Source organism: Bacteroides fluxus YIT 12057, assembly GCF_000195635.1.
GTDB lineage: Bacteria > Bacteroidota > Bacteroidia > Bacteroidales > Bacteroidaceae > Bacteroides > Bacteroides fluxus.
The window spans coordinates 1-16,614 of sequence record NZ_GL882620.1 but is presented as its reverse complement, the minus strand read 5'-3'; the positions used below and the strand labels follow the sequence as shown (position 1 = coordinate 16,614).

Sequence of the window (16,614 nt, the reverse complement as noted above, 5' to 3'; positions counted from 1 at the left end):
AATACAAAATCCCTCAGGTTTTTACGTTGATCCCTGAAAGATGCTACAGCTATGGAAATAGAACAGTACTTAAAAAAATAAGCCTTGTCTCTCGACAAGGCTTATTCACAACACAAACACAAAATAAAACACGACAAAACTACTATGCAATCTTACCTGTCTATGCCGGGGAGGCATACGTACTAATTACGGATATTCACATATACATAAAGAGCTTCAGGCTGATTTGCATACTATAAACAAACGCGGGGAGGCATTTGTTTATGTTCTATTTGTTAAAAAAATACAAATGCATTTATTTTATTGAATACCTCTTTCACGAAGCTTCAACTGCCAGTTCCAAGCAGAAAGTAAAGTATCTTCGATACTGGTTTCAGCTTTCCATCCCAATTCATTGTTTGCCAATTCGGGATTAGCCCATACTTTCTCAATATCACCAGCACGACGACCCACAATCTGATAGTTCAACTTCACGCCGGTAGCCTTCTCAAAGGCATTGATCAACTCAAGCACCGTAAGTCCACGGCCTGTACCGATATTGAATACTTCAACTTTCTCTTTCTGTTTCTTCTCCAGAATACGGTTAATGGCAACCACATGTGCCTTTGCCAAATCTACCACATTGATGAAGTCACGGATGCAAGAACCATCAGGTGTATCGTAGTCGTTACCGAAAACGCTCAATTTCTCACGGATACCAATAGCTGTCTGAGTGAGGTAAGGTACGAGATTCTGAGGTACCCCATTCGGCAATTCACCAAGTAAGGCGGTAGGATGTGCACCGATCGGATTGAAGTAACGCAACAGGATAGCATTAATAGGAGCACCTGATGCGACCGTATCGCGAACAATTTCTTCATTAATCTGCTTCGTGTTTCCGTAAGGGGACTCAGCTTTCTTGATAGGAGCCTGTTCCGTCACCGGAAGTTCATCGGGCTGGCCATACACCGTACAGGAAGAGGAGAATACAATACCTTCCACTCCATGTTTCGGCATCAGTTCCAGCAGGTTGATCAGTGAAACCAAATTGTTGCGGTAATAAAGCAACGGTTTCTCAACCGATTCACCGACAGCCTTGCTTGCAGCAAAGTGAATTATAGCTTTGATGCCTTTATATTTAGCAAACACAGCGTCAAGACCTGCGTAATCCAGACAGTCCAACTTTTCAAAAGCAGGACGTATGCCGGATACTTTTTCAATGTTATCTACAACATCCGCGCTGGAGTTTGACAAATTATCAATAATAACAACTTCATAACCTGCGTTCTGAAGTTCCACAACAGTATGAGAACCAATATAGCCGGTCCCTCCTGTAACTAAAATCTTTTCTTTCATACAACTATAGATAATTTAGCTTTTAGGTTATCTTTACGCCGCAAATGTAAGGAAATAAATTAAGAAAAACAGAAAAAGGGCATAAAATTTAATTTATGCCCTTTTTCCATCTCTCAAGTCTATGACTTTAAATCTTCACTACTCCGGAAAAGCCCATGAACGCCATCGCCAACAGACCGGCGGTAATCAGCGCGATGGGGGTTCCCTGCATACCTTTCGGTATATTTACAAGGCTCATCTGTTCGCGCAGGCCGGCAAACAAGGTCAATGCCAAACCGAACCCGAGTGCCGTAGAGAATGCATAGACAACTCCCGTCAGCAAATCATAATCCTTCTGGATAACCAGGATGGCTACACCAAGGATACAACAGTTGGTTGTAATCAACGGCAGGAACACACCTAAAGCCTGGTACAATGAAGGAGAAACTTTCTTCAAGATGATTTCCACCATCTGTACCAAAGCGGCAATCACCAGAATGAAAGTAATAGTCTGCAAATATCCCAACCCGAAAGCATCGAGTACATACTTTTGAATAAGGAATGTCACGATAGTGGCGATAGTGAGCACAAATGCTACCGCCGCCGACATGCCCAACGCAGTCTCCACTTTCTTGGAAACGCCCAGGAACGGACAAATTCCCAAGAATTGCGACAATACGATGTTATTTACAAAGATTGCCGAGATAAATATCAATATATATTCCATAACTCTAAATTAATAATCAAAGAATTAATTCTTCTTCAAGCCGTTGATTAATGCTATAAGATAGCCCAATGCAATAAATGCACCCGGAGCAAGGACAAATACCAGCATACCGTATTCTTCGGGGAGAAGAGTCAAATTGAAAACCTTACCCGTTCCCAAGAACTCGCGGACAGCGCCGAGCAGAGTCAATGCAATGGTAAAGCCCAGGCCCATACCCAATCCATCAAAGAAAGAAGCAACCGGATTATTTTTGGCAGCAAACGCTTCAGCACGTCCCAATACAATACAGTTCACAACAATCAATGGGATAAACAGACCTAACGTTGCATACAATGCAGGAACGTATGCCTGCATAATCATCTGCAACAGCGTCACGAAAGATGCGATAACCACAATGAATGAAGGGATACGTACCATGTCGGGAATCAAGTTCTTGATAGCAGAGATCACCACATTGGAACAAATAAGCACGAACATTGTGGCCAGTCCCATACCCATACCGTTGATGGCGGAAGAAGTGGTGCCCAATGTAGGGCACATGCCAAGCAGGAGCACAAACGTAGGATTTTCTTTGATAATCCCGTTCATCATCACTTTAAAATTATTCATATCTTCTACTCCTTTCTTATTTAGCACCGATAGAATCCGCAGCAAGGGTGTCCGCCGCGGCATCAGTTGATTCAACATTCTTTTGGGTAGCACCGGTAGCACCATCCGCCGTATTCTGGCCGGCATAAGCCGCATAGGCTGCATTTACTGCGTTCAGGAAAGCACGTGAAGTAATGGTAGAAGCAGTAATGGCATCTACCTTACCACCATCCTTACTTACCGTCAACGGGGCCTCCCCCGGATTCATGCCGGTGATATCTCCCTTATTGCCTTTCTTAAACCAATCGGCGGCCTTGGAACCCAATCCCGGAGTTTCAGCATGTGCCAACAGCGAGTAATCAATAATCTTGCCTTCAGCATCGAAACCGACCAAAACCTTCAGTTCGCCACCGAACCCCATTGCAACAGCTTCCACAGCGGCACCGATATATTCTCCCCCCTTAGTGGCAGGATATACGGAATACTCAACGCCATTCACTTCCTGTACTTTCTTTTCGGCAATCGGATCGTTGTCGAATCCCGGAACTACGGCACTCACGGCATCGCTCAATGTCTTGGCATTAGCCTGCGCAATAGGCTCCTTAGTCAATTCATTTACATAAGCCAGCAACGCTACGGAGATAGCAGTAACCCCCGTAAGTACCAGCAACATATTCTTCAAGGATGATTCTAATTTTTTCATTTCTTCTTCGCTACCTCCCCAAAGCGTTTAGGTTTAACATAAGTGTTAATCAGCGGAGTGAACGCATTCATAATAAGAATAGCGAACGACATACCTTCAGGATATGCACCGAACAGACGGATTATTACCGTCAGCAAACCGATACATACACCATATATCAACATACCCTTGTGGCTCATGGGAGATGTTACATAGTCCGTAGCCATGAAAACAGCGCCGAGCATCAAACCACCGGAAAGCAACTGCACTACCGGAGAAACGTAGAGCTCTGGATTAACCAAATACATGATGCCGGAAAATACAAATACGGTCACCAGAATAGATACGGGAATATGCCAGGTGATGATTTTCTTCCATAACATATAAGCCAGCCCCAACAGCAACGCCAACGCACTGACTTCACCAAGGCATCCGCCGTTATTACCGATCAGCAAGTCAAAAGCACCCGGAAGGTCGCTTAAAGACATGCCCGGAGCACCATTGATGACTCCTTTCATAATAGCCAACGGTGTAGCCGCTGTAGTGGCGTCTGCATAAGCTGTCAATTGACCGACAGCCGGCCAGGTAGTCATCTGCACCGGAAAAGAGAGCAGCAGGAACACACGTCCCGCCAATGCCGGATTAAAAGGATTACAACCCAAACCGCCAAACGACATCTTGCCTACACCGATAGCAAACAAGGCACCCAAGACAATAATCCAGACAGGCAGATTAGACGGTAAGTTAAACGCCAGCAACACACCGGTAATAATGGCCGAGCCATCACAGATGGTTGTGGTTTCTTTCTTCATAAGGAACTTGCCGATAGCCCATTCAAAGAACAAGCAGGCAGCTACGGAAGTAGCCGTAACAATCAGTGCGCCCAGTCCGAAAAAGTAAAGCGATACAAGGAATGCCGGAAGCAATGCAATAAGCACACCGTACATGTTCTTCTTCACGCTGTCACCGCCATGAACGTGGGGCGAAAGGGATACGATTAATTTATTCATAGATTTATTCTAAAATTAATAATGAAAGAACTACTAATGAAAAGTGTTGGTTACGCATTTTCAGCCTTTCATTCTTTCATTGTTCATTCTTTCATTTTTTTGCCTGCCGTGCACGGATCATGGCTCCTACCTTACCTTTACCCAAACGGATGTAGTCCAACATCGGACGGTTGGAAGGGCAAGTGAACTGGCATGAACCACATTCGATACAAGACATGATATCTTCTTTCTCTACTCTTTCAAAATCTCCATGAGCCGAAACGGTGGCAAGCAAGTAAGGTTCCAGACCCATTGGGCAAGCGCCTACGCACTTGGCACAACGGATACAGGGTTGTATTTCGCCACGTTTAGCTTCTTTGTTGTTCATAATCAGAATGCCGGAGCTACCCTTGGCAGTCGGTACACCTGTATTTACCAACGCTTTACCCATCATCGGACCGCCACCGATAATCTTACCCGTATCTTCGGGAAGTCCGCCGCAGGCGTCAATCAACTGCTGCATCGGCGTACCGATACGCGCCAAGAAATTAGACGGTTTCGCCAGTGATTTGCCAGTCACGGTAATGACACGTTCAAACAACGGCTTGTTCTTCTGAACTGCCTGGTAAACAGCAAATGCCGTACCCACATTCTGAACCACAGCTCCGGTAGAGATCGGCAATGCACCGGCAGCAACCTGACGGCTGATAACCGCATCAATCAACTGCTTCTCACCTCCTTGCGGATACTGTACTTTCAAAGGAACCACCTCAATGCCGGCATAGCTGGATGCAACTTTCGTCATCAGTTGAATAGCATCGGGCTTGTTGTTCTCGATACCGATAAATGCCTTGTTCACTTTAACCGCTTTCATCAGGATAGACACACCTACCATAATCTCTTCCGCATGTTCCAACATAAGCTGGTGGTCTGCAGTCAAGTAGGGTTCACACTCTACAGCGTTGATAATTACACATTCCGCCTTGAATGCGGGAGGAGGGCACAACTTGACTTGAGTAGGGAAACAAGCGCCACCCAAACCCACGATGCCGGCATCGGCAATCTTCTTCACAATTTCTTCAGAAGTCAGGTTACATTCCTTCACCAATGTTTCGCTACGGTCAATGGACTCTTCCCACTCATCCCCTTCCACATCGATAAAAATGGCCGGTTTAGCGTATCCGCTGGCATCGACAATGGAGTCAATCTTAGCGACTTTTCCGCTGACAGACGAATGAATAGCTGCAGATACGAAGCCACCGGGTTCGGCAATCTTTGTACCCACTTTCACAACATCACCTTTAGCCACGATAGGCTTTGCGGGAGCACCGATGTGCTGTCCCAGCAAGATAACGGCTTTGGCCGGAATCTCCGCCTTGATAATGGGCTGATGCGCTGAAAGTTTATTTTCGTGTGGATGAACTCCACCAATTGAAAATGTCTTCAACATACAATTCTGTATTTTTAGTCGTTTATTTACTTATTAATTTATGCCTCTGCCTTCGGAGTTTCTCCTGCTGTCTTGGGAGCCTCTACCGTTTTCACCGGAGCTTCTGCAACCTTGGCAGCCGTTACCGCTTTTGCCGCAGCCGGAGCCTCTCCTTCTGCCTTCGGCTTACGCGGCGGGAAGTTAAGCGCAATAATGGTATTTTGCGGACAAGCCTCTTCACACTTGCGGCAAGATTTACATTTATTAGGGTCAATATATGCCAGATTGTTTTCCAGTGTGATAGCTTCAAACGGGCACACCTTCACACACTTGCCGCAACCTATACAAGCAACGGTACAAGCCTTACGCGCTACGGCACCTTTGTCTTTATTCACGCACTGTACATACATACGGCGTGACTTCTTGCCTTGCGGACGAATTTCAATAATATTCTTGGGACAAGCCTTGGCACAAGCTCCACATGCCGTACATTTGGCTTCGTCCACTTCGGGAAGGCCCGTTTCCGGATTCATGTGGATAGCATCGAACTGGCAAGCGGCTACACAATCGCCACAGCCCAAGCAACCATAACTACACCCCGTCTCACCACCATAAAGAGAAGCGGCAATAGCACAACTCTTTGCTCCGTCGTACTGGTTTACACGAGGACGGTTGGCACAAGTACCATTACATCTCACCACCGCAACCATCGGTTCAGAAGCAGCGGCATCCAAGCCCAGAATCTCAGCGACCTTTGCCATAACAGGCTGTCCGCCTACCGGACAAAGTTTGCCTTCCAGTGAACCCGCCTTCACGCATGCGTCGGCAAATCCGCTACAACCGGGGTAACCACATCCACCACAATTTGCCTGAGGCAGTACTTCTGCCACCTGTGCAATTCGCGGATCTTCATACACGGCGAATTTCTTGGAAGCAATGTAAAGAATAGCGGCAGATATCAGCGCTATAGCTCCCAAAGAAATCACTGCAATCAGAATTACATTCATAAATTAGTTGTTTATTAATTATTTGTTATGTATTAGTTAGATCATTGGTCGTATTGTAAAAGAGAATTTCTTACCCATCCGCGACTTATTCAACCACATTATATAATAATAAGGTATGAGAAGCGCCAGCGAACAAAGTGCGGAACTCAGTTCGTCATTCCAAACAGCCATAAAGACAAAGAGAGAAATAACCAAGATAAGGAAAGGAAGTATAAAAGCAAGCAAGACCGCCATTACCCCCATCGAAAGTTCCCCGACCACCCATACGCGGTCACCGGCTTGATAAGAGGCGGCATTGATATCCGTCACATCAATGAGTTTTTCTTTAGTGTCTGCGGAAGTACAATGTCCCTTGACACTACATGAAGCACATGCTGAAGTCTGGACAATTCTCACTTTAAGATGAGAGCCGTTTATGTTTTCCACAATACCTTGATGTCTTATAGTATTCGCCATTTTGCAAAGTGTGCATTACAAATTGCGGCAAATTTACGCATTATTTGTGAACTGCAAACCTTTCCCATGCATTTTCTGTGTGCGTAAACGTGCTTTTTCCTGTTTTTTGCGGTTTTTCTTTATTTTTTCTATCGGAAAACATAAAAAAACGCCCCGTTGTCATCCAACGGAGCGCGTTTTTTAATTGTCAACCATGTATATGGTTACCATTTGTAATTGATACCGAAGCTCAGCAATTCCTTTACTTGAAAATAGCTGTCACCCTCGGTAGGTTTCGCACTGTCGTCGAAACGGGCATGCACATAGAGCTTGGTAGACAAGTAACGGTTCAATACAAAATTCACCGTATTTTCCCATTCGATACGAGTCCACTCATAACTTGTCTGAAAATCCAGGCGGGAATCCAATACTATAGAAGGGATGATTGTCCATGACAAAGTGGGCTGCACTTGGGAACCGAAGTTATGCTTGACACACTTGCCCTCATCCAGACCGAAACTTACTTCATTCACCCCCTTGTTTCCTACATAACGCAACATATAAGTCAACGGAGCCATAAAAACAGAAAGAGTGAATTTTTCCTTTTTCAGCTTATAGTCCATACCGATACTGCTCGACCAGTCTGCCGGAGCAAAGAATGCGGAAACAAGCTCCTCACTATTGGCTTTATAGCCGTTGCAGAACTGGGTCTTGAATTCAGTCGTGATGGTATAGTACCATTTTGACGCAGCCTGAATACCCAATTTGCTGTACAACCGGAGCTGGTCGGTACTAACCAGGTAATCATGGAATTTATCGGAAGGCGCGGAACTGAATCCCAATTTCGCATCCAGCAAATTTTCCCACTGAACCTTTTCACGGTCATTATAATTGGCAAATAATTGCAGGTTGGCAAGCACCGCATTGGTACTTTCCCCACCTTTATACCAGTTGTCGGAAATATAGTTCTGGGTAATCTGCAAGGAACCGTTTCCGCCTGTCACCCACCAATTGGGTTTATGGATGATAACTTCGGCATCCTCCCTCACCCCTACCATATTTTCACGACCGAACAATTTCACGACAGACGGTTTGGAAGATACCTCCTTCTCGATATTATCTCTGAACACCTTACCTTTCATCACCTCTTGCTCCGTCCTTACCACCAGCTTCGGATGATTCACGTAAGTATTCAGCAAGGTCCGATCTACAAGCTTGTTGGCCCGTTCTTTTTCCGTAAAGCTCAACGAATCGATCGGCAACAGTTCTGCAGTCAATGCAGGTACGGTATCCGATTCCCGGAAACTCCAGTTTAACTTTGAAATGCGTTCCATCGGAGCGTTATAAAAAGTAAGAGGGAGGAACAACCGGTAATAATCCGGATTGGTAGGAATGTATCTTTCCGGTGTAGAAGGATCCTGCAGATAATCCAATACCCCGAGGTATTTTTCATACAATACAGAAACAGTATCCATTTTGTATTGTGAACCTTCCGGCTTCAATTTCAGGATAAGATACTCTTTCATTACATCCGACAAAGTATCTGCCTGAACTGTCGTTTCTTGTTTACTATCCTCTAAAACGGGCTTTACCGCATTCTGTGCCATCATCGATGAAGAAAGCATCGCGGCAAGTACCCAGATTGAAATCTTTTTATTCTTCATAATAGCCCAATATCTATGATTTGAGCGCAAATTTAATCTAAAATATTTAGAAAACATAATATGGCTTAAAATTATATTCCTCATATCCCCGTTTCACTTACTCTCGGACAAAAACTTCCTTCCTACGAAAAAAAGCAAAAAACCTTCCGTACTTCTCCTTTTTTTTATAATTTTGCGCTTTTTAAGTCCGAGGTGTACCAACGGGTACATTATATTATTAAGTAATACAACAAATTAAAAAAACAATATAGTTGTGGGAGAAACAAAGTATATTTTCGTCACCGGTGGCGTTGCCTCTTCTTTAGGCAAGGGCATTATCTCATCTTCCATCGGTAAGTTGCTGCAAGCAAGAGGTTACAAAGTAACCATCCAGAAGTTTGACCCGTACATCAACATCGACCCGGGTACACTGAACCCTTACGAACATGGAGAATGCTACGTAACAGTAGATGGTCACGAAGCCGATCTGGACTTAGGACACTACGAACGTTTCTTAGGTATTCAAACGACTAAGGCGAACAACATTACAACCGGACGTATCTATAAGAGTGTTATAGACAAAGAACGCCGCGGTGACTATCTGGGTAAAACCATCCAGGTCATTCCTCACATCACGGACGAAATCAAACGTAACGTGAAATTGTTGGGAAACAAATACAAGTTCGACTTTGTCATTACCGAAATCGGCGGTACGGTGGGTGATATCGAATCTCTGCCCTATCTGGAAAGTATCCGCCAGTTGAAGTGGGAATTGGGTAAAGATGCGCTGTGCGTACACCTTACCTATGTACCCTACCTTGCCGCTGCCGGTGAATTGAAGACCAAACCGACCCAGCACTCTGTCAAAGAGTTGCAAAGCGCCGGAATCCAGCCAGATGTACTTGTATTGCGTACAGAGCACGAACTAAGCACTACCCTGCGCAAAAAGGTGGCACTCTTCTGCAATGTAGATGAAAATGCCGTTGTACAGAGCATCGACGCACCTACCATTTATGAAGTTCCGATTTTGATGCAGGCACAGGGACTGGATGTAACCATTCTGAAGAAAATGGGACTGCCGGTAGGTGATACTCCAGGATTAGGTCCCTGGCGTGCTTTCCTCGAACGTCGCCATAAAGCAGAAAATACAGAACCGCTGCACATTGCATTGGTAGGAAAATATGATTTGCAGGATGCTTACAAGTCTATCCGTGAAGCCCTTTCACAAGCCGGAACCTACAACGACCGCAAAGTATCGGTAGATTTCGTGAACAGTGAAAAACTGACAGACGACAACGTGGCCGAAGCACTGAAAGGCATGGCCGGTGTATTGATCGGACCGGGGTTCGGCGAACGCGGCATTGCCGGCAAGTTTGTGGCAATCAAGTATGCCCGTACGCACGACATTCCGACATTCGGTATCTGTCTGGGCATGCAATGCATCGCCATTGAATTTGCACGCAACGTATTGGGATATGCCGATGCCAACTCACGCGAGATGGATGAAAAGACCCCTCACAACGTAATCGACATTATGGAAGAACAGAAATCCATCACCAACATGGGCGGTACAATGCGTCTGGGCGCTTACGAATGTGTATTGCAGGAAGGCAGCAAGGCATACGAGGCATACGGAACCGAACATATCCAAGAACGCCACCGCCACCGTTATGAGTTCAACAGTGCATACAAGGACGAATATGAAGCAGCAGGCATGAAGTGTGTAGGTATCAATCCTGAATCAGACTTGGTAGAGATTGTGGAAATCCCCAAGCTGAAATGGTATGTCGGCACACAGTTCCATCCGGAATACAGCAGTACGGTACTGCACCCGCATCCGTTGTTCGTTGCATTTGTAAAAGCGGCCATTGAAAACGAAAATGAGAAAAAATAAATTCAATCATAATAAATCGTAAATTATAAAATCGTAAACATATTTACATGGATAAAAACACCATTACTGGTCTTGTTCTGATAGCCATCCTGCTGGTAGGATTCAGTTTCCTCAGCCGTCCGAGCCAGGAGCAACTGGAAGCGCAGCAACGCTATTACGACTCTATTGCCCAGGTACAACAACGGGAAGAAGCTCTGAAAGCTAAATCAGAAGCGGCTTTAGCCAACGAGAAAGAAACCGGAGTGGTGGATTCCACTGCCCTCTTCTTCGAAGCGCGCAAGGGAACCGCCTCACTGGTAACCATCCAGAATAACCTGGCAGAAATAAAAGTAGACACGAAAGGTGGACGCATTGCTTCGGCTACGCTGAAGGAGTATATGGGACAGGACAAGACAACTCCCGTCACCTTATTCAGCGGTGATGACGCCTCCATGAATTTCCTTTTCTATAACAAGAAGGAGACTATCCAGACAGAAGACCTTTACTTCACCGCAGTCAACCGTACAGACAGTACAGTTACCATGCGTTTGTCGGCAGACAGTGCCAGCTATATTGATTTTACCTACACCATGCACAATGACACTTACCTGGTTGATTTTACAATCCGGGCAGTCAATATGGAAGGTAAACTGGCAGCTACCAACAATTATGTAGATATCGAATGGGCACAACGCGCCCGCCAGATTGAAAAAGGTTACACCTATGAGAACCGTCTGTCTGAGTTGACCTACAAGATGACCGGAGAAGGTACCGATTATCTGTCTGCCAATAACAACGATGAAAAGGAAATCTCTGGACGTCTGGACTGGATTGCTTTCAAAAATCAGTTCTTCTCCAGTGTATTCCTGGCTGATGCCGATTTCGAAAAGGCCAAGATTGCTTCTAAGATGGAGCCGCAGGGAAGTGGATACATCAAGGATTACTCAGCTGAAATGAGTACCAGATTCGATCCCACAGGGAAAGAGGCTACCCAACTGTTTTTTTACTTCGGTCCTAACCATTACAAGACTCTGACCGCCCTTGATAAAGGACGTGACGAAAAATGGGAATTGAACCGCCTGGTTTATTTAGGTTGGCCGGTTGTCCGCCAAATCAACCAATGGTTTACCATCAACATCTTCGACTGGTTGTCCGGTTGGGGACTGGGAATGGGTATCGTATTGTTGCTGATGACGCTGATTGTAAAAGCTGTGGTATTCCCGGCAACCTGGAAAACCTACATGTCTTCTGCCAAGATGCGTGTACTGAAACCGAAAATCGATGAAATCAACAAGAAATACCCCAAGCAGGAAGATGCCATGAAGAAGCAGCAGGAGGTGATGGGGCTCTACAGCCAATACGGTGTAAGCCCGATGGGCGGCTGTCTGCCGATGCTGATACAGTTCCCTATCCTGATGGCGTTGTTTATGTTCGTACCGAGTGCCATCGAACTTCGTCAACAAAGCTTCTTGTGGGCAGATGACCTCTCCACGTATGATGCGTTCATTAACTTCCCGTTCCATATCCCGTTCCTGGGCAGTCACCTCAGCTTGTTCTGCCTGCTGATGACCGTGACCAATATACTGAACACGAAGTATATGATGCAACAGCAAGATACCGGCGCCAACCCTCAGATGGCTGCCATGAAGTGGATGTCCTATCTGATGCCTATCATGTTCTTATTCGTATTGAACGACTATCCTTCGGGATTGAACTATTATTACTTCATCTCTACACTGATCAGCGTGGTAACTACGCTCATCATGCGTAAGACTACCAACGAGGAGCAACTGCTCGCACAATTGGAAGCCAATAAAAAGGATCCGAAGAAGATGAAGAAAACCGGTTTCGCAGCCCGCCTGGAAGCTATGCAAAAGCAACAGGAGCAGATGATGAAAGAAAGACAGAACAAAAAATAAAGAATTTGTTCAAGATACTCTTTTACTGAAAGCCGGGCAATATACATTGTCCGGCTTTCTTAGCCTTTATAAACCAAAAAACTCATAGACTATAACTTATTATATGCAAACCCAATATACCTACAAAGAAATATGGCTCATTGCCTACCCCATCCTTATCAGTCTGATTATGGAACAGATGATAGGCATGACGGACACTGCCTTTCTGGGGCGTGTAGGCGAGGTTGAATTAGGTGCATCCGCCATAGCCGGTGTATTCTACATGGTCATCTTCATGGTGGCGTTCGGCTTCAGCATCGGGGCACAAATCCTTATTGCAAGGCGCAATGGCGAACAGCAGTATAAAGAAATAGGCAATCTTTTCTACCAAGGTATCTATTTCCAGATAGGACTGGCAGCTGTCATGTTCCTGCTCTCCTATTGTTTCTCACCGATTATACTGAAACAAATCGTCACCTCGGAACACATATACGAAGCAGCTACCAGTTATCTGCATTGGCGTGTATTCGGCGCCTTCTTCTCATTCAGCGCTGTCATATTCCGCGCCTTCTTCCTGGGAACGACACAGACCAAGACACTGACTTTGAACTCCATCGTAATGGTGCTAAGCAATGTTGTATTCAACTACATTCTTATTTTTGGCAAGTTCGGATTTCCCGCACTCGGCATTGCAGGAGCGGCTATCGGTTCATCCATGGCCGAACTTGTATCATTGGTCTTTTTCATCCTCTATACCCGTTACCGCATCGACTGCCGCAAGTATGGCCTGGATCGCGTTCCTAAATTCAATTTCAGTGCATTGAAGAGAATGTTGAATGTCTCCTTTTGGACCATGATACAGAACTTCTTCTCGTTATCCACCTGGTTCCTGTTCTTCCTTTATGTAGAGCACCTGGGAGAGCGCTCATTGGCCGTCACCAATATTATACGCAACGTATCCGGTATCTTGTTTATGGTACTGATGGCGTTTGCCTCCACCTGCGGCTCACTGGTAAGTAACCTCATCGGCGCGGGACATGCCGATTGCGTACCCGGTACTATCCGCCAGCACATACGCATTGCCTACATGTTCGTGCTGCCGTTGGCACTGCTTTTTACCTTATTCCCCAAGTTGATATTGAGTATCTACACCGATATGCCCGACCTGCAGGAAGCATCCGTCCATTCACTTTGGGTGATGTGCTCCACTTATCTGTTTCTGGTACCTGCCAATGTCTATTTCCAGGCAGTCTCCGGCACCGGTAACACGCGTACCGCATTAGGCCTGGAGATGGCTACCCTGGTTATATATGTAGCCTATATCACCTACATAATCTTTTACCTGCAGCTGGATGTAGCCCTCTGCTGGACTTCCGAAATGGTCTATTCCACCTTTATCCTTGTTTTCTGCTGGTTTTACATCAAACGTGGAAATTGGCAGGGAAGAAAGATATGATCCGGCTGCACCTCGGCGTAAGCAGGTGAATTCTACTCCCGGTTTAGGTTCGTAACAAGAAACGAGTTTCTTCTTATCTCACTTAATCGGAATTTTACATTATCTTTGCATTTAAATAACTGAAACGAACAACATATATGAAACAAGTAAACCTATTGCTTATGTCAGCAGCTATGACATTAGCCTCCTGCGGAGGGACAAAGGAGGCCGGACAACAAGATGCAGCGGCGCTTATCGAACGCTCGGACATCAAGATTGAAGGCAAGCGCATGACTCCGGAAGCGTTGTGGGCTATGGGACGTATCGGTGGAGTAGCCGTATCTCCCGATGAAAAACAGATAGCCTATTCGGTGGCTTATTACAGTGTATCGCAGAACAAGAGTAACAACGAAATATTCGTTATGAACGCAGACGGCAGCGGTAATACTCAAATTACCCGCGATGCCTGGCAGGAAAGTCAGCCTACCTGGTTTAAAGACGGCAAGAAAATCGCTTTCCTGTGCAATGAAAGCGGCAGCAGCCAGGTATGGGAAATGAATCCGGACGGCAGCGACCGTAAACAGTTGACCCGATATGACGGCGACATTGAAGGTTTCTCTTTCTCTCCCGATGGCAAGAAGCTGCTTTTCATCGCCCAGGTCAAGACCGTAAAGAGCACGGCCGACAAATATCCCGACCTTCCCAAAGCAACCGGCATCATCGTTACCGATCTGATGTACAAGCATTGGGACGAATGGGTAACTACCGCCCCCCATCCGTTTGTAGCCGATTTTGACGGCAATGCCATCAACAACGTCAAAGACATCCTTGAAGGATTGCCTTACGAAAGCCCGATGAAACCTTGGGGCGGTATTGAACAACTGGCATGGAGTCCGGCATCAGACAAGGTCGCTTTTACCTGCCGTATGAAGACCGGATTGGCATACGCCATTTCTACCGACTCTGACATTTACGAATACGATGTCAATAAAGGCGGTTTCATCAACCTTTGCAAAAAGGATGGAAAAGACTCTGACAACAAAAATGAGATGGCAGGATATGATACGAATCCGCAATATTCTCCGGATGGAAAATACATTGCCTGGCAAAGCATGGAGCGCGACGGCTATGAAGCAGACCTCAACCGTCTGTGTATAATGGACCGGGCTACCGGCGAGAAACACTTTGTCAGCCAAGCATTCGAATCCAACGTAGATGCTTTCTTGTGGAACAAAGACTCCCAAAGTATCTATTTTATCGGTGTATGGCACGGCGAAACGCAGATTTATAACATCAATCTTGCTGACGGCAACAAACTGACCCAACTAACCAATGGAATGTACGACTACGCCTCCCTTGCACTTTGCGGTGACAAGATGGTTGCCAAGCGCCATTCCATGAGCATGGGGGATGAAATCTACTCCCTGCCCCTCCAATATGGCAGTGATTTTGCTGAAGCTACCCAACTGACCTTCGAAAACAAGCCAATCTACGATCAGTTGGAAATGGGGAAAGTGGAAGCACGCTGGATGAAGACTACCGATGGCAAGCAGATGTTGACATGGGTAATCTATCCTCCCCAATTCGACCCGAACAAGAAGTATCCTACCCTGCTCTTCTGTGAAGGGGGTCCTCAGAGTCCTGTCAGCCAGTTCTGGAGCTACCGTTGGAATTTCCAGATTATGGCGGCCAACGACTACATCATCGTGGCTCCCAACCGCCGTGGTCTTCCCGGTTTCGGTGTAGAATGGAACGAAGCTATCAGCGGTGATTACGGTGGCCAGTGCATGAAAGATTATTTCACGGCCATTGATGAGGTAGCCAAAGAGCCGTACGTGGATAAAGACCGTCTGGGTTGTGTAGGTGCCAGTTTTGGAGGTTTCTCCGTATATTGGCTTGCCGGCCATCACGATAAACGTTTCAAGGCGTTCATCGCCCACGACGGTATCTTCAATATGGAAATGCAATATCTGGAAACAGAAGAGAAGTGGTTTGCCAACTGGGATATGGGTGGCGCATATTGGGAAAAGAACAATGCTACGGCACAACGTACATTTGCCAATTCCCCGCATAAGTTTGTTGATAAATGGGACACCCCTATTCTCTGCATCCACGGAGAGAAAGACTTCCGCATTCTCGCCAACCAGGCAATGGCTGCCTTCGATGCTGCCGTAATGCGTGGAGTACCGGCAGAATTGCTTATCTATCCTGACGAGAACCACTGGGTACTGAAACCCCAGAATGGCGTTCTGTGGCAACGCACTTTCTTCGAATGGCTGGATAAATGGTTGAAACCTGCCAAATAACTACCTCTGGAAGTATAAAAAAGACAGGCAGGTGTGTTCTAAATCTTTATTTTGACACACCTGCCTGTCTTTTTTATATATTATAGTAGGGTTATTAATTGATTTTTAAAGTCTATTCTTCCACAATATACCTGTCCACATTCCGTGTCTCCTTGCTGAAGTTCACCCCTACCTTCACAAGACGTTTCCCGTCCAGCGTATAAGGAATCAGATAGCCCTTTTCCTTTATCTGCCGCAAGGCATCCTCAGCGCTTCCGTCCAGTTTGAATTCGAAGACATAAATGGCAT

Annotated in this window: 14 protein-coding genes; 4 read left to right on the top strand and 10 right to left on the bottom strand. The window is 45.8% G+C overall.

Annotated features, from left to right (window positions below; all coding sequences use genetic code 11):
* Nucleotides 1–300: 300 nt before the first annotated feature.
* From galE to HMPREF9446_RS05040, 9 genes are all read right to left on the bottom strand, one after another.
* The gene (gene galE / locus HMPREF9446_RS05080; protein ID WP_009124362.1) at nucleotides 301–1,335 is read right to left on the bottom strand and encodes a UDP-glucose 4-epimerase GalE; all 1,035 of its coding nucleotides are present in this window, start codon (nucleotides 1,333–1,335) and stop codon (nucleotides 301–303) included.
* A gap of 127 nt (nucleotides 1,336–1,462) precedes the next feature.
* A complete protein-coding gene (gene rsxA, locus HMPREF9446_RS05075) occupies nucleotides 1,463–2,041 on the bottom strand; it encodes an electron transport complex subunit RsxA (RefSeq protein WP_009124361.1) in 579 nt (192 codons plus the stop codon).
* 24 nt (nucleotides 2,042–2,065) lie between these two features.
* On the bottom strand, nucleotides 2,066–2,650 hold the full coding sequence (gene rsxE / locus HMPREF9446_RS05070; RefSeq protein ID WP_039968612.1) for an electron transport complex subunit RsxE: 585 nt from the start codon (nucleotides 2,648–2,650) through the stop codon (nucleotides 2,066–2,068).
* A 16-nt stretch (nucleotides 2,651–2,666) separates the two neighbouring features.
* Nucleotides 2,667–3,332, bottom strand: coding sequence for an RnfABCDGE type electron transport complex subunit G (locus tag HMPREF9446_RS05065; protein WP_009124359.1), 666 nt, complete (start codon nucleotides 3,330–3,332; stop codon nucleotides 2,667–2,669).
* Nucleotides 3,329–4,321, bottom strand: a complete 993-nt coding sequence (locus HMPREF9446_RS05060; protein ID WP_009124358.1) for an RnfABCDGE type electron transport complex subunit D — start codon at nucleotides 4,319–4,321, stop codon at nucleotides 3,329–3,331. The genes HMPREF9446_RS05065 and HMPREF9446_RS05060 overlap by 4 nt, the downstream gene beginning before the upstream one ends.
* 91 nt (nucleotides 4,322–4,412) lie before the next feature.
* Nucleotides 4,413–5,750, bottom strand: a complete 1,338-nt coding sequence (gene rsxC / locus HMPREF9446_RS05055) for an electron transport complex subunit RsxC (protein ID WP_009124357.1) — start codon at nucleotides 5,748–5,750, stop codon at nucleotides 4,413–4,415.
* A gap of 38 nt (nucleotides 5,751–5,788) precedes the next feature.
* Complete coding sequence (locus HMPREF9446_RS05050; RefSeq protein WP_009124356.1) at nucleotides 5,789–6,736, bottom strand: Fe-S cluster domain-containing protein; 948 nt, start codon at nucleotides 6,734–6,736, stop codon at nucleotides 5,789–5,791.
* 36 nt (nucleotides 6,737–6,772) lie between these two features.
* Nucleotides 6,773–7,192, bottom strand: a complete 420-nt coding sequence (locus tag HMPREF9446_RS05045) for a SoxR reducing system RseC family protein (protein ID WP_009124355.1) — start codon at nucleotides 7,190–7,192, stop codon at nucleotides 6,773–6,775.
* Nucleotides 7,193–7,395: 203 nt separating this feature from the next.
* Complete coding sequence (locus tag HMPREF9446_RS05040) at nucleotides 7,396–8,835, bottom strand: DUF3078 domain-containing protein (RefSeq protein ID WP_009124354.1); 1,440 nt, start codon at nucleotides 8,833–8,835, stop codon at nucleotides 7,396–7,398.
* Between the two features lie 253 nt (nucleotides 8,836–9,088).
* Here HMPREF9446_RS05040 and HMPREF9446_RS05035 point away from each other — a divergent pair, with 253 nt between their 5' ends.
* The 4 genes from HMPREF9446_RS05035 (at nucleotide 9,089) to HMPREF9446_RS05020 (ending at nucleotide 16,326) form a co-directional block, all read left to right on the top strand.
* The gene (locus HMPREF9446_RS05035) at nucleotides 9,089–10,708 is read left to right on the top strand and encodes a CTP synthase (protein ID WP_009124353.1); all 1,620 of its coding nucleotides are present in this window, start codon (nucleotides 9,089–9,091) and stop codon (nucleotides 10,706–10,708) included.
* Between the two features lie 47 nt (nucleotides 10,709–10,755).
* Complete coding sequence (yidC, locus tag HMPREF9446_RS05030; RefSeq protein ID WP_009124352.1) at nucleotides 10,756–12,606, top strand: membrane protein insertase YidC; 1,851 nt, start codon at nucleotides 10,756–10,758, stop codon at nucleotides 12,604–12,606.
* Between the two features lie 103 nt (nucleotides 12,607–12,709).
* Complete coding sequence (locus HMPREF9446_RS05025; protein WP_009124351.1) at nucleotides 12,710–14,041, top strand: MATE family efflux transporter; 1,332 nt, start codon at nucleotides 12,710–12,712, stop codon at nucleotides 14,039–14,041.
* Nucleotides 14,042–14,178: 137 nt separating this feature from the next.
* Complete coding sequence (locus tag HMPREF9446_RS05020; RefSeq protein ID WP_009124350.1) at nucleotides 14,179–16,326, top strand: dipeptidyl-peptidase 5; 2,148 nt, start codon at nucleotides 14,179–14,181, stop codon at nucleotides 16,324–16,326.
* Nucleotides 16,327–16,438: 112 nt separating this feature from the next.
* Here HMPREF9446_RS05020 and HMPREF9446_RS18180 read toward each other — a convergent pair.
* The coding region (locus HMPREF9446_RS18180; RefSeq protein ID WP_009124349.1) for a PD-(D/E)XK nuclease domain-containing protein at nucleotides 16,439–16,614 on the bottom strand (176 nt) is incomplete at its 5' end.